The organism is Polaribacter litorisediminis, from assembly GCF_019968605.1.
GTDB classification, from domain to species: Bacteria; Bacteroidota; Bacteroidia; order Flavobacteriales; family Flavobacteriaceae; genus Polaribacter; species Polaribacter litorisediminis.
Window position 1 is genome coordinate 545001 of the sequence record NZ_CP082966.1, and the last position, 14473, is coordinate 559473.

Sequence of the window (14473 nt, forward strand, 5' to 3'; positions counted from 1 at the left end):
TTGAGGTTTTTTTATGTCATAATTTTAAACGTGAGGAACTTAAATTGAATCAAGTGAAATAGTTGTGGGATCTTAAGAATGTATTAGTATAAAGGATATTTACATTTTTAGAAATATTGTTGTCCGCTAAAACCTAAAAAACATCAAAAGAGTTTTTATAGCCTAATCTTATGCTAATGCTGTTTTGAAATTATTGTGGTCATTTCAATGCAGAATTGGTATTAGTTAACCACCAACTTATAATATATAAAACCGAAGGTATCAGAAAAATATAAAGAGTATTCATAAAATGTACATCAGGATTTGGATTAATAGCAATAAGTAAGAAAAAAACAATAAAACTAATCAATGAAACAAATCCTCCTAAACCTTCTCTCCATAAAGCGAAAATGAGTCCTGCTAGACCAATGCCCCAAAATATAAATGTGATAATCATTAATGTATCAAATGAATTTGAAGCAGCGACGCCATGTTTTTTGTAGCTCTCCAGGGTTTCACCAATGCCTATCAATAAAGTTATGGTAACAATTATTGTTCCGATAATACGAGCCATCCATCGGATAATGCTGATTAAGGTTCTGTTTTTCATTTGTTTTATAATTTACACAAAACTAGTTTACATAACTAAATATATAAATGACCATCATCAATGCACATAAATGGTGTAAAATAGGGCTTGCTGATTTATCTTAAAACAGATTTTAAGAATTTGATTATTAAAAGATTATAATCAATTTTTGTTATAATTTTATTGTGTAAATACATTGTTTTTGGTGTCTTTCTATCATAAAACTTTGCACTTATGATTAATTACACACCTGCAAGTCAACTTACATTGTCCGGATTTGTTCATCCCTTTGATCAAAAATTATCTCCAGAAAACCGCTGGGTAAAGTTAGCTCAAATTATTCCTTGGGATGCTTTAGCCGCAGTCTATTCTTCAACATTAAGCAGTAACTCAGGCAGGCAAAGCGTTAATGTCCGTATGGTCATAGCAGCTCTTATTGTAAAACACAAGTTAGGTTTAGATGATAGAGGTACCGTGGCTATGATACGTGAGAATATCTATTTACAATACCTCTGTGGACTTATAAGTTTTCAAACCCAGGTGCCATTTCATCCTACTGTTTTCGTGGATATCCGTAAGCGTATGGGGGCAGCACGTTTTGACTCTTGGAATGCACTTATTATAGAGAAAGCAGATCAACTCAAACCTAAAAATAAGAAAACAATATCGCATCCGAAACAAGACAACGACTCAGCAGACCATGTATTGTCATCTCATAAAGGGACTTTAAAAATTGATGCCACAGTCGAAAATCACAAAATAGCCTATCCCACCGATGCAGGGCTGCTTAATGATGCTAGAAAACAAAGTGAGCGACTTATTGATGTGTTATACAAAAAAGCTGATACCGTTAAAAAGCCACGAGATTACCGGAGGATAGCAAGATCAGAGTTCTTAGTGTTTTCCAAAAAAAAAAAGAAACCAAAAAAGAAATTCGCAAGTTTATCCGCAAACAATTAGCCTACCTGAAACGTAACATCGCATACATTGAAACTTTATTCGATACCATAGAAATCCAAAGAACAAAACAGCAGTCTTTAGGACTATTCTCAGAGATAGAAACCGCTTATCCGAGTCTTTTTCCATTATCATGGCAAGATCAAAAACTATACTGGGTTCTCCAGAACATCTACCTCCAACAACGGTATATGTATGACAACAAAACCCCTAGGAAGACCGCCCAAGGAAAATCTTAATGCTTATCATAAAAGCAAACGAAAGAAAGAACGAAACCAAAGAAACTTGATAGAAGGCAAATTTGGACAAGCTAAAAATACTTAAGGATTAAGCAATATTAAAGCAAAAAGAGCAGACACCTCAGAGAGTTGGATTGGAGCCATATTCTTTATCATAAATCTCTTACCATTATCAAAAATAGCAGCTAAATATGCTATTTTTTGTGCCTTTTTGAAAATATGTTATCAGAAAATAAAAAGCATTTATAAAAACTCATTAAACCACATCTCATTTTTTAAACATCAGAGTTTTATCGTTACCAATAGACAAACTAAACGAGTTTTATTAAGTTAATGTTTTTGAAAATCAGCAAGCCCTAAAGTACTTATAAAACAACCTATCTAAATGGTAGTTACTCGACCATACATGGAGACTCATTTCTTTAAGGAATAAATGAAGTAATCAAGTTATATTTGAGGTTTATCTAAAGGATTTTTTCCATATACAATCCAAAGGAATATAAAATAATAGTGACTGATAATTCAGGATTTTATTTTATAAATAACATAGGGAGGGGGGGCAGAATATATATTTCTACCAAACATACCTCCATACAAGCCTGAGCTAAACCTATGCGAACAAATAAGACACTACATTAAAAATCGATTCAAAAAATCAAAGATTCGAATCAATGAAAAGTTTAAAAGATTGGCTACTCAAAATGGTCTATGAACTGAAACCTGAAAACAATTAAATTTTTAACTAAAAATCATCAATTTTTAAATGCCTTTAATACGTCATTTAATAACTAATCTAGTGTAAGGTGTTTTTAAAGATTAAATTATATAATTCATCAATAGAAAGAAAATTGTGTCATTATTATACTTTTCATCATATAAAATTAATGGTTCTTAAAAACCTTAATACCTGCTTTTACTTCAATATCTAGATGATTTTTCTTTGGTGTCAATGGACAAGAAAACATTTCATTATAAGCACAATAAGGATTGTATGTATTGTTGAAATTTAAGATAATTGTGCCATCTAGCTGTTCATCAGTTACTTTTAAATCCATATAGCGCCCAGCTCCATATGATTCATTTCCAGAAGTATTATCGGTAAAAGCCAAATATAAATCATCTTTATATTTTTCATCTTCCAATTCATCTTGACTTTTATAAACGGTCAACTCAAAATCTTTTCCTTTTAAACTGAATTTTAAAACGCCATATTCTTTATACATTGCTTTTCTATCCGTATTGGTGGCCATTTCAAAAGTTGGAGCATTTTCTGTTTTTATCAATTTTGCAGCTACGATAAAAGTGTCATCAACCGGAAAAAAATCCAATCCTTTAAAATTTTTTAAATCTTTCTTTTTTAAAGGTGATTTTGATGCATCTTTATAATTTGCATTTAATCTTTGTTGATATTCAGTTTTACCTAGTAATGGTCGTTTATCTCCAGAATTGCAAGAAATTAATAAAAAAAAGAAAAAATATTTTAAGAAAAACTTCATATTATTAAATTTTACTCAAAAATACAACATTCAGTTATTTTATGTAGATTTATCAAATCGATAGAAGCAGAAAAATATTAAAATTGTGTTGTCATATAGATTTAAAAAACCGTGGAAAAACTTTAAAAGTAAGGAGATACAGGTGGTTCAATAGTTGCCATATATTATAAAATTAGTAGAACAAGTCCAACTGATAAGTCGGACTTGTTGTTTTCGTGATACTCTCAGTGAATTATTGAATTGTCGAGTTAAAGGTATACTGAACGTTATTCAGTATCTTAAAAATAAACACAAATGAAAAACATATTTAGAAATTACATCCTTACTTTTAAAGACCTTTCTAAAGAAGTTTGGTGGCTTGCACTTATTACCCTAATTAATAGAGCAGGAACTATGGTGATTCCGTTTTTGTCATTATACCTGAATAAAAATCTAAATTTTTCGATACCTGATATTGGCTGGATTATGTCTTTCTTCGGATTAGGGTCTGTGGTAGGAACTTGGATTGGAGGAAAATTAACCGACAAAATTGGCTATTATAAGGTTATGTTAGTTAGCTTAGTTTTAACAGGAATTTTCTTTGTTCTGTTGCAATATGTTATTACTTTTCAAGGGTTTTGTGCGGGTATATTTTTAGTCATGTTAGTTGCAGATTCTTTTAGACCTGCCATGTTTGTGGCTTTAAGTGCGTATAGCAAACCAGAAAATAAAACACGTTCTGTGACCTTAATTCGTTTGGCAATTAATTTAGGATTTTCTACCGGACCAGCAGTGGGTGGATTAATTATTGCAGGAATTGGCTACCAAGGTTTGTTTTGGATTGATGGTGTAACATGTGCTTTGGCAGCTGTTTTATTATTGCAAGTTTTACATCCTAAGAAAGCAAAAACACAAGACGAAATAAAAGTAGAAAACCCTATTTCAGCATATAAAGACAAACCTTTTTGGATTTTTTTTATCGCTATGTTTATCTTTGGTTTTGTCTTTTTACAATATTTTTCTACGATGCCTTTGTATTATAAAGACGCTCATTTTTTATCAGAATTAGAGATTGGTTTATTGATGGGTTTTAACGGTTTTTTCATTTTCGTGTTTGAAATGCCCTTCATTAAATGGCTAGAGAATCCTAAGAATTCGAAAATAAAACTAGTGGCAATAGGCTTATTCTTAGTGGCAATAAGCTTTATAGTTTTAAATATGTCTTCTTGGATTGGTATTTTATTAGTAGGGATGTTATTGATGACGGTTGGAGAAATGATTGCTTTTCCTTTTTCGAATGCGTTTGCTGTAGAGCGTGCAAAAAAAGGAAATCAAGGAGAATATATGGCCTTATACTCAATTGCCTTTTCGTTAGCACATATTTTTAGTCATAACATAGGGATGCAACTAATTGATAAATTTGGGTTTGAATTTACGTGGAATGCCATCACAATTTTTGCGTTGATCGGAGTTGCTATATTACTTTTATTGATAAAGCTTCTTAAAAAAGAACAAGCCCTACAAGCCCTATAAAAAATGAGGTTTTTATAGAGTCATGTATATAAAAGTACCATAGGCTATTAGTAAAAAAGCGCCCGCTTTCCAGTTAAGATTATATTTTTTCGGCATTAAAACAAGAGGCAAAATAAGGAATGAAATTCCTAACATCCAATAAATATCATTCGTTAATAATCTTGAATCTAACAAAGAAATTGGAGTGATGATAGATGTGATGCCAATAACCGCTAAAATATTAAAAATATTAGAACCTATTAAATTCCCTAAAGATATTGCTTTTTCTTTTTTGATGATTGCAATGATAGAAGCTGCCAATTCTGGCACACTAGTTCCTATAGAAACCACCGTAACCCCAATAACACGCTGTCCAACTCCAAATTCGGTAGCCAAAGAGGTAGCACCGTTTATCAACAATTCTGAGCCTCCGTAAAGCCCACATCCTCCAATAACAAAAAAGAAAATAGTTTTAGGAACGCTTAACGGAACTGCACCCTCTTCTAATTCCTCTTCATTTTTATTTTTTTGAAAACGTAAAAGGTAAATTAAGAATATAATTAAAAAAGAGAATAAAATAAAGCCTTCATATTGCACCACTACACGGTCATTTGCTAAAAATATAAAAAGTAATGCAGAAGCAATCATCATTACAGGCCAATCAATTTTATAGAATGTTTTTTCAACTTCCATACCGCCTAAAATCAATGTAATTCCCAGTACCAATCCTAAATTTGCAACATTAGAACCAATGACGTTTCCAAGTGCTAAATCTGATGCGCCATTTAAAGCGGCATTAATACTTACAATAAGTTCAGGAGCCGATGTGGCAAAAGATACCACTGTCATCCCGATGACAACTTTAGAAATATTTAATTTTAAAGAAATCGCCACTGCCGATTTTAGCAACCAGTTTCCACCTAAAATCAATAAAATTAAACCACCTATTATCAGTAAAAAATTCATTTATTTCATTTTTTGCAAAGATACATGTTTAGGACTTTATCGAGAAGACTAATAAATGAAAAGCTTAAAAATAGACTTATGAATAATCAATTTTACATTACTTTTTTAAATCAGTACAATAAAGCCCTTTAAAACCTATCAAATTATTACTTATAAAGCTGTTTGACTAATAGAATATCACTGTCTTACTAGTATTTCAATTACAAATTAAAATTATATTTACATTATTAGTTACACATATAAAATCAATCTAAAAAATTTTTGTAAAAATATTTGGTACCAAGGACTTCAACCTATTACATTTAAAATATCGTTCAAAAATTGAACTGTTTTTACTAACTTTTATACCAAATATGATGATTATTATTGTGCTTAAATTTATTGAAACTCTTTCAGAATCTATTTTAAATATTTTTTTCTAACTTACATTCAAAACTATACTCATAAAAATGATTAAGATGTTTATTTTTGTTTAAATTTGAACAATAAGATTCTTACAATGAAAAAGCAATTTTTTAAAAAACTTGCAAAATTTAATAAATTAATTTTACCTTCTTTTACTAAGAGAGAATTAGATCTATCAAAAGCTTCTAAGTTTCAATTAGCAATTATAGGCTGGAGAGTTTTTGTAACTATGAATTCACTTGATTAAAACCACATTATTATGAATGATGAACATGTTAAACTATTTACAGAATCAAATATTATTATTAGTGGTTTAAAAAACTTGCTTGAAAACGAGAATATTTCATACCTTATTAAAGACAAATTCGAATCTGCCAGACTGGGAGGTTTTGGAGAACAGGCTGCTTCCGTAGAAATCCATGTATTAAAAAAAGATTTGAAGGAGGCCAAAAAAATTTTAGCGGCTTACAAAGAAAAAATTTCTTTATAAAAATAAACAAAAATCTTTCTAATTTAAAAAAATGCGATTATATTTGCACCCGCTTAATGGCCATGTGGCGCAACTGAATAGCGCACTTGATTACGGCTCAAGAGGTTATAGGTTTGAATCCTATCATGGTCACTTGAAAACCAGTACTTTACATCTATTTTGTAAAGACTGGTTTTTTTATTTGCAGAATATTTTCACACTTCTTAAGAGTTAAGCTCTGTTTATCCCACCCATTCAATAGGTAAAATATTTATTTCTTTACCCTTTGTAGTATGGTCGGTTTCTGTTCTTGAAAGTTTAGGTATTACAAAATCTGAAAATTTAATAATTATTTCTAAAGCCTTTTCAGGGTTTTCACTTGCTACTTCATTTAGCCATTTAGATAAATTAGGTAACTCATTACTTACTAGCATTTTAAATGCTTGTCGTATTTCGGTGGTTGATTTGTTTGGTATTCCTTTTCTACTTGACTTTTTGCCAAGTTCTCAAAGCAGAACGAATTTGTAAGATTGCCAATTATTATGATGCACACTCAAACCGCCGTTTTACCCCTTATCCTTAGCAATGGATCAGTCAACAAGGCATATAGCGTTGGCCTATCGGCACGGCTTATCTAAGTTATTGTAGGTAGTTACTTTATCCTTTCTTTAAATAATTCATATCTATCTAATGGTGCTAAATCGTTTTTTGTTAAAATTTTACTATTCATAGTTTCTTTATATTTTTCAATTATTTGCACATAATTTTTGTGAGATAAATATTTGGCAGTAATGGTTTCGAGAATCAGAGAACTAATCCAAACTATATTTTGTAATGATTTATGAAATTTTTCAGCATCTTCATCTGGGATACTTGAAAATATAAAAGTGTCAGCATTTTCATAATTTGCTCTTATTCTTAAACGATAAAGACAGTCATAAATTGAAGTTGGTGGTGTGTTTCCAATGATTGTTTTTTTCTGTTGTGGTGAAATTCGTTTCTTATTATTTTCCTTTTTCCATTCGCTGTATTTTCTTTCCAATTCTTTTTTTCTTGTAGTTTTTAAAAATTTAGAAAAATTGTCAATTGGATTTTCTTTCGCCTTGTTTGATAATTGGTGGTTATTTGTAAAATCAGAGTTTTTATTAATAAATAAATTATCATCAGGATTCTTTTCACACAATAAACTCCAAGGTGAAGGAAACAAATCTTTTCGTTTGTCAAGTTCTTGAGAAAAGTGTTTTAAAGTCGTTCTGTGCTTTGGATTAACTTCTTGTTTTTGGCTTATTAAATATGATCTTATTTGTAAGTAACAAGAGTAATAAGTATAAACTTGTGCCCAATGAAGAGAAAATCCTGCAAATTCAGTTGTTAATGTTAACTGATTCATTTGAAATTCAGTATACCAAGCATTTCTCAAAATTTTGGAAATCTTTTTTAAATCTAAATCTTTTTTTGTTTGAATTTTTTCAAATGCTCTATTCCCTGTTATTTGGTTAAGGAATGAATCTATTTCCTCAACATTATTTTCAGCACATTCAGAAATTGACTTTAAATAACTGAAATATGTGTCAAATGCGACTTGTTCTTTGTCGTCAAAACGATTAATAAATTGATTTGTATTGAGCATTTTTTTAATTACCTACAACAATCATATATCCTCATTGCTGTTATATCGCATATCGTTATAATTGTCACTATTTTTCTTTTTAAAATCTTTGCAGATCGTTGTAAAAATAGTAAAATCAATTTGATTTTTCCGCTGAATTTAAAAAGCCCGAAAAATACAGAAAACAGCTATTTACGAGTTTTAAATACTAGCAATCGTTTAAAAAGGTGTTTTCTAATGATAGAATACCCCAAGTAGAATGAATTTGTAAGATTGTGAATTATTAAGAGCCACACTCAAACGGTCCGTTTTCCCATATCTTTAGAAATGGATAAAGCAACAAGAGGCATATAGCGTTAGCCTATCGGCACGCTATATGCTTAGTTACTGGCAATTGGTTTTAATGTTGATAATTCAACTGGGTTTTTAATATCTGAAAGTTTCCTCGAATATCTTCTACCATTTAAGAAACGACCTATAAAAGTTCCTCTAACAAGATAATGATAGCTGCTAAAGCAAATGATTCCGGTGCTCACCGTAACGATTATAAATTTGACAGGGCTGGGTAATGCCCAATCAGCTATTAAAGCAGGAATAAATGCTGTTAAACCAAGGTGTATAAGGTAGACCCAGTAAGAGGAGTCTGATATATAGCGCATCAAAGATGAATGCTGACTTCCATAACGGATGAATAATCCGGTAATACCAAATATAAATGCCCAAGCCATAAATGCTTTTAGTAATACCTTTTCTACAATTTCTGGATCTTCATAATATACAAAAAAGTACAAACAGTATAAACCAAAACCAAAGATGGTCGTTGCCCAATCTAGCTTCATCAATGAATCTAATAAATGCTTAGATTTAAACAATACCCAGCCTACCATATAAAAGGTAAAATAGAAGAAAAAGATATTTAAATCGGGTAAGAAATCCGATTGATTCGTTTTGGCATCTCCTCTAATTGTAAGAACGGCAAATGTCATGCATGAAAATATTAAAATCCGCAGCACTGGTTTTTGTATCACCCAGCTAAAGGCCTTTGAAATCATGGCTGAAATTGTTGGGAGCTTTTTAAAGAGAAATCCCAATGCAACAGATACACACGTAATTATGATTAAATGGTATAGGAACCAAAGGTGGAATGTACGTTCGGGAATGAAAGTCGAAAAAGAAGAAAACTTGGCTAGAGCATCAGCCAAAGGTGCTTCATTTCCTGCAAATGTAGATTTTGAATAGGTCCAGCAAAAAACGAGAATAGGCCTAAGGAGCATCACAAACACCAAAAATGGAAGAAGAAGTCGAGCGACTCTATTTTTGATCATTTTTAATGGTGCTCTCTCATAAAATAACATAGAACCAAAAAAACCTGCAATCACGAAAAACAATTGCATTCTATATGTATGGATGAAACTAAAAATAAAATCATTAGAGGCATGCATGGCATTTACATCTTTTAATCCCCAACCATCAGTATTGTCCCATGTCACATAGTTAAGTGCGGAATGCAAGACGATTCCCAAAATCATCATGATGGCTCTCAAAGAATCAAGTGCATGTATTCTTTCAGTTTTACTAGGTTGTACTTTCATGTAATTATTTTATGTTCGTATTATTTTTTTTTGACTTTTTACGAACCCTCATGGACATACATGATCTGTTGCGTATTTAAGACGGGAAATATAATAAATAATAACCGACCAAGAAAGTAAGTCTGTGAGGATTTTTGCTGGTAGACAAGAAACTAGCAATAAATCATGCCATTGATGACTTGATTCTAGCTTTGAATTTAAAGTAAAGCAAAAATAAAATGATGATTTTTTTCTTTATTCTAATTTAAAACATCAAGCATAAACATAGCTAACGTTTATTTTTTTAATGATTAATAAAGGAAAAAAAGGCGTTTTATTTCGGTAAATGCAAGTTGCAGATGGTATTACTTTTTTTAGGCGCCTTTAGTGTTTATAAATACAACATAATATATGCAGTACTTTTTGAGCGAATTACCGATAAAGGAAAGAGTAAAAGGTGGGCATTAATAGCGGTTTCAAATAAACGTTTAAAACAATTTTTTGCGATTGTGAAATCTGGAATTCCATATAATGCGAACCGTGTTTCGGTTCTGAAAATAGGAAAATAATAGCTTATTGAATTGGAAATAAATCGACCAAAGAAGATGTGCTCTACTTCAACAATACCAGCATACTATTGATTAAATTTAATCAAGAAAAAGTTTGTTTTTTTACTCAAAAAAACATCATAAATAGTAAAACTCCAGCCTTTCCTCAGTCGCACTTCCTTTAAAAACCCAAACGATCGTTTTGCTCCCTATTCTTAGCAATGGATAAGGCAACAAGGCATATAGCGTTAGTCTATCGGCATACCATATGCTTAGTTATTGTAGCCGGTTATTTTATTCTCGAATATTCATAAAGTAAGAAAAAGTATTATTTAATTTTTTAGAAGGTTTTTTAGCAACATATTCTACTAAATTGGATGAATAATTGCCAACTACAGCTGAAATTCCACTTAAATAGGCGGTTGCCATAGGTGACAAATCTTGTTGTATGCCTATTGATGCACCTACGACTCCAGTTCCAAAAGGAATTGCTTGGTTCAAAAATTTATTTAAATTTTTTAGAAATTCACTTTGGTAATTTGATAGTAAAGGTTCAATTTCTTTGCTGATATAATTATCAACTTCCTTTATAAAATCATAATCAAATTCAGTTTCTTTTAGAAAGGAAATTGCCCGTAACAAATTACGCCTTAATTTTATACATATGTGAAATGAGTTTTCTCTGGTTATAATCAATTCCTTAACGGAAATATCAGAAAGAACTTCGTCGGGCAAAATTATTTGAGATATTTTGTGTAATAGATATTGTAACTTATCTATTTCTTTCCCGTATTGAGTTTTGAATTTATTATTAACTTCTTTTTCTGAGTTTGCTTTGGCAATTTCGTTTTTATAGCATATCCTTTAGCAATATGATTATCTATAAAAATTGGTGTTAAATTGAATTCGGTACAAACAGCCAAACATTTGTCAATCCTTGCAGTAATTGAATAGCGTTGATGGTCTAAAGTGAATTTCTTGTTTTCTTCTTCATCAAAAAAATTGACAATAGATGGAATATCAGGATAGATTTTAATTCCTGTTGGACTAATAAAACCTCCTCTAAATAGACCAGTCTCTCTTGTAAAATCTTCTTGTCTCTTTCATAAAGGTAGAAATGAATTTAAAAGTTCAGGGTTTGCGGTGTCAAAGTCGTACGCTAGACGCAAAGGAAGCCAGTTTTGGTTATAAAATTTTCTTAATCTCAAATCAATTACCCTTATAATCCCTTTGCTTATTGGATAGTCAAATTTATCTAATAACTCCTCCTCTTGATATTCAAAATTTTTTGCCGTTGTAAAGAATTCCATATTCATTGCCGGTAATTGTTACGTTGCCGTAATTGATTGTCGACACCTCTGAAGATATCAAAACATTATTTTCGATTGGTTCTAAAAAATAGATGGTATCAAAAATTAGTAACAACCTTTTTAGATATGATTCCGATACAGGTTCGTGATTTATGATAAGACCTTCTAATTTTTTATCCATTTATTAATTTTAAATATCCGATTAATTGCGGTACAACAGGTTGTATTGAGAACAAAAGTCCTTGTTATATCGTATTATTTCCGGCTAATAGGAACTTTTGTTCTTCTTTATTATTTTAGTTTAAAGTTAATAAAATAGTGTCTAACGGACTCGTAATATCCAATAAATCTTTCTTGGTAAAATGCATACAAATCATTATGGTTTCTGGTTTTGAATGCCCTAAAAGAAAGTATCTGTCAATAGCGTATTAAACCATTAAAAAAGAGAAAGGTAAATTTTTTCCACAAAGATATCTCTGTGGTTCAACACAAAAAAGACCTTTCTGAGATGTCAAAAATAACATTGTTTTCACAAATAATCTCTCAATTAGAGACTCTAGATTTCACAAATTGGTTAAAAACCATCAAAGCGATAAGCATCAAAAAGGTTTAATAATTGGTCTCACTTAGTTTTAATGCTCTTTTATCAATTTTAGAACAGCCAATTTTACTTGAGATAAGCAGCTGACTGCACTCTGTAACGGGTAATCTCAATCATTTAGGGATGCTTAAAGCACCTTCAAATCCCATATTAAGTTATCGCAACAAAACCCGTAAAATGGTCGAATTTGATGTACCTAAAATTTATTTAGGACAGGATTGACGTTTTAATTATTATTTGTTCTTTTTTCATATTTAAAGTTGTACCTTAAAAAAATACTTTCCAACACAAATCATTTTTCAACATTTCATTAACGTTCTAAAACAAAACGACTTTTGGGGCATCACTAAAACAATACATTATGAGAAATAGTAAAATTATCATTTCATTACTCATGCTAACAATTGTATTTAATCATTGTGCAAAACTAGAAAATCTAGTTGATCCAGATACAGAATCGTTAGACAGTTTTATCGTTCCTGCTAACTTTGATTGGAAGACTACGCAAACCTTGAATGTTTCTGTGGTTTTACCAAATAATGGAAATATTCAACCATTGATTATAAGTAATAGTTCAGGGTCAAAAATATTTTTTAAGGGATACCCAGATGACGGATCTAGAACGTTAAATACTATAATAACGATTCCCTCATACATTAGTGAACTGAGATTAATGTACAACGGTACGAATGAAGCAACTATAGATTTAGTAAGTAACTCTTCGTTGTCTTATAACTTCAATACAGGAAGTAAATTAGGAAACAAAAGTGATTTTTCTCCAATTACTCTTGGTTCAATTGCGAACTTTGCCATCTTTGCAAGTGCAGGAGCGGCATCAAGTGCAGGGGTTTCAGTGATTACAGGAAATGTAGGAGCAAATGTCGGGGCCATATCGGGTTTTGGCTTTCCTTCAGTTTTAAATGGGATTATTGAGAATGCCAATATTGTTACTACGCAAGCAGTCTCAGATTTAAATGATCTTGTTGTTCAAATAGTCAATACAGTAACTACAAATTCAAACCACTCGGCAGTTTTCGGCTCTGAAACACTAACTCCAGGTGTTTATGCGATAGGAGCTGCGGCATCTATAGCAGGTACGCTTACCTTAGATGCAGAAGGAGATAGGAATGCTCAATTTATTTTTAAAATCGGAGGTGCATTTACAACCGCTGCAAATGCAAAAGTATTGCTGATAAATGGCGCTTCACCGGATAATGTATTTTGGCTTGCTACAGGCGCATGTGCTATGGCGGCTTCAACTAGCATTAGTGGGAATGTAATTGCTAATCCTGGAGCGGTTTCTATGGGTGATAATGGCAAATTAAACGGTAGACTACTCTCTGTTACGGGTGCTGTTAGCATGCTTAATGGCAGTGCTTTAATTCCATATCCTTCGTATAGCGGAACCTTAGCTTTTGAAGATTTATGGCCTTCAACTGGAGATTATGACTTTAATGATTTAGTGGTTGATTATGATTTTAATATTATCAAGAACAATCAGGAGTTTGTACAGAGTATAAACGCTTCCTTCAAAATTCAAGCATTCGGAGCTGCTGCGCACAATGGATTTGGATTTACATTGCCAACAGTGAATCCCAACGATGTGGTTTCTGTTAGTGGGTATGATGTATTAAATAATGCTGTTTTTAATATTGGGAGCAACGGACTCGAGAATGGTCAAAGTAAATCTACGATCATTGTTTTTGATGATACTTACAGAGTGATGCCCACATCAACAGGAGGTACTGGTGCGAACACACAATTAGCTTACGGCTATAACGAACCTGTAACTATTGTTGTCAATATTATTTTAGCCGATAACGCTATTACATTTAGAGAATTAGACATTAATTCTTTTAATCCATTTATGATAGTGGGCACTTCAGTAAATGGAGGGTCTGGCTCAAGAGTTAAGGAAGTGCATCTGGCTAATTTCGAACCTTCAGATTTGTTTGACAGTAGTCTTTTTGGACAGTCTTCGGACGATTCTTCTCCGGTTGACGGACGGTACTTTTTAACCGCTGATAATCTGCCGTCAGCGATCAATATTGCTGAAAACTTCGATTGGGTATTTGAGTATCAAGACATTACTGAAGCTTATCTGTTGTTTAAGGATTGGGCAGAAAGCAGTGGAAACATACATAACGATTGGTACTTAGAGGGTGAAACCTACAGAGATATCAACTTGATTTATCCAAATCCTGCTGGTAATTAAAACAGGCATATTGTAAGTAACCACTGCT

Annotated in this window: 10 protein-coding genes, 1 tRNA gene and 1 pseudogene; 5 read left to right on the top strand and 7 right to left on the bottom strand. The window is 31.7% G+C overall.

Features of this window, described 5'->3' with window-relative positions:
- Nucleotides 1-199 precede the first annotated feature (199 nt).
- On the bottom strand, nt 200-589 hold the full coding sequence (locus K8354_RS02335; RefSeq protein WP_223445095.1) for a DUF7670 domain-containing protein: 390 nt from the start codon (nt 587-589) through the stop codon (nt 200-202).
- A 213-nt stretch (nt 590-802) separates the two neighbouring features.
- On the opposite strand from K8354_RS02335, the pseudogene K8354_RS02340 reads away from it, so the two are divergent.
- Nucleotides 803-2098 (top strand): annotated as a pseudogene (locus tag K8354_RS02340) (transposase).
- Between the two features lie 547 nt (nt 2099-2645).
- Here the strand turns inward: K8354_RS02340 and K8354_RS02345 are convergent.
- Nucleotides 2646-3260: a DUF1684 domain-containing protein gene (locus K8354_RS02345; RefSeq protein WP_223445096.1), complete on the bottom strand. Its 615-nt coding sequence runs from the start codon at nt 3258-3260 to the stop codon at nt 2646-2648.
- Between the two features lie 294 nt (nt 3261-3554).
- On the opposite strand from K8354_RS02345, the gene K8354_RS02350 reads away from it, so the two are divergent.
- Nucleotides 3555-4772: an MDR family MFS transporter gene (locus K8354_RS02350; RefSeq protein WP_223445098.1), complete on the top strand. Its 1218-nt coding sequence runs from the start codon at nt 3555-3557 to the stop codon at nt 4770-4772.
- A gap of 12 nt (nt 4773-4784) precedes the next feature.
- Here K8354_RS02350 and K8354_RS02355 read toward each other — a convergent pair whose 3' ends face one another.
- A complete protein-coding gene (locus K8354_RS02355) occupies nt 4785-5717 on the bottom strand; it encodes a calcium/sodium antiporter (protein ID WP_223445100.1) in 933 nt (310 codons plus the stop codon).
- 664 nt (nt 5718-6381) lie between these two features.
- Between K8354_RS02355 and K8354_RS02365 the strand changes: the two genes are divergently transcribed.
- Nucleotides 6382-6612 (top strand): putative signal transducing protein, encoded by a 231-nt coding sequence (locus tag K8354_RS02365; protein WP_223445103.1) that lies wholly within the window; start codon nt 6382-6384, stop codon nt 6610-6612.
- A 58-nt stretch (nt 6613-6670) separates the two neighbouring features.
- Nucleotides 6671-6744: transfer RNA gene (locus K8354_RS02370), tRNA-Arg, on the top strand.
- Between the two features lie 89 nt (nt 6745-6833).
- Here the strand turns inward: K8354_RS02370 and K8354_RS02375 are convergent.
- The 4 genes from K8354_RS02375 to K8354_RS02390 form a co-directional block, all read right to left on the bottom strand.
- Nucleotides 6834-7025: a hypothetical protein gene (locus tag K8354_RS02375; protein ID WP_223445105.1), complete on the bottom strand. Its 192-nt coding sequence runs from the start codon at nt 7023-7025 to the stop codon at nt 6834-6836.
- 218 nt (nt 7026-7243) lie between these two features.
- On the bottom strand, nt 7244-8221 hold the full coding sequence (locus K8354_RS02380) for a hypothetical protein (protein WP_223445107.1): 978 nt from the start codon (nt 8219-8221) through the stop codon (nt 7244-7246).
- Nucleotides 8222-8580: 359 nt separating this feature from the next.
- Entirely contained in the window at nt 8581-9792 is a 1212-nt protein-coding gene (locus tag K8354_RS02385; RefSeq protein WP_223445109.1) for an acyltransferase family protein, read from the bottom strand.
- Between the two features lie 821 nt (nt 9793-10613).
- A complete protein-coding gene (locus tag K8354_RS02390; protein WP_223445111.1) occupies nt 10614-11054 on the bottom strand; it encodes a hypothetical protein in 441 nt (146 codons plus the stop codon).
- 1537 nt (nt 11055-12591) lie between these two features.
- Here K8354_RS02390 and K8354_RS02395 point away from each other — a divergent pair.
- Nucleotides 12592-14445 carry an LruC domain-containing protein gene (locus K8354_RS02395; RefSeq protein ID WP_223445113.1) on the top strand — a complete coding sequence of 618 codons (1854 nt, stop codon included), beginning with the start codon at nt 12592-12594 and terminating at the stop codon, nt 14443-14445.
- Nucleotides 14446-14473 lie beyond the last annotated feature (28 nt).

Excerpts from the sequence above, each read along its gene's own strand:
- K8354_RS02385 (WP_223445109.1), bottom strand. The coding sequence starts at position 9,792 with ATGAAAGTACAACCTAGTAAAACTGAAAGAATACATGCACTTGATTCT.
- K8354_RS02375 (WP_223445105.1), bottom strand. The coding sequence starts at position 7,025 with ATGCTAGTAAGTAATGAGTTACCTAATTTATCTAAATGGCTAAATGAA.
- K8354_RS02380 (WP_223445107.1), bottom strand. The coding sequence starts at position 8,221 with ATGCTCAATACAAATCAATTTATTAATCGTTTTGACGACAAAGAACAA.
- K8354_RS02345 (WP_223445096.1), bottom strand. The coding sequence starts at position 3,260 with ATGAAGTTTTTCTTAAAATATTTTTTCTTTTTTTTATTAATTTCTTGC.
- K8354_RS02395 (WP_223445113.1), top strand. The coding sequence starts at position 12,592 with ATGAGAAATAGTAAAATTATCATTTCATTACTCATGCTAACAATTGTA.
- K8354_RS02355 (WP_223445100.1), bottom strand. The coding sequence starts at position 5,717 with ATGAATTTTTTACTGATAATAGGTGGTTTAATTTTATTGATTTTAGGT.
- K8354_RS02365 (WP_223445103.1), top strand. The coding sequence starts at position 6,382 with ATGAATGATGAACATGTTAAACTATTTACAGAATCAAATATTATTATT.
- K8354_RS02350 (WP_223445098.1), top strand. The coding sequence starts at position 3,555 with ATGAAAAACATATTTAGAAATTACATCCTTACTTTTAAAGACCTTTCT.
- K8354_RS02335 (WP_223445095.1), bottom strand. The coding sequence starts at position 589 with ATGAAAAACAGAACCTTAATCAGCATTATCCGATGGATGGCTCGTATT.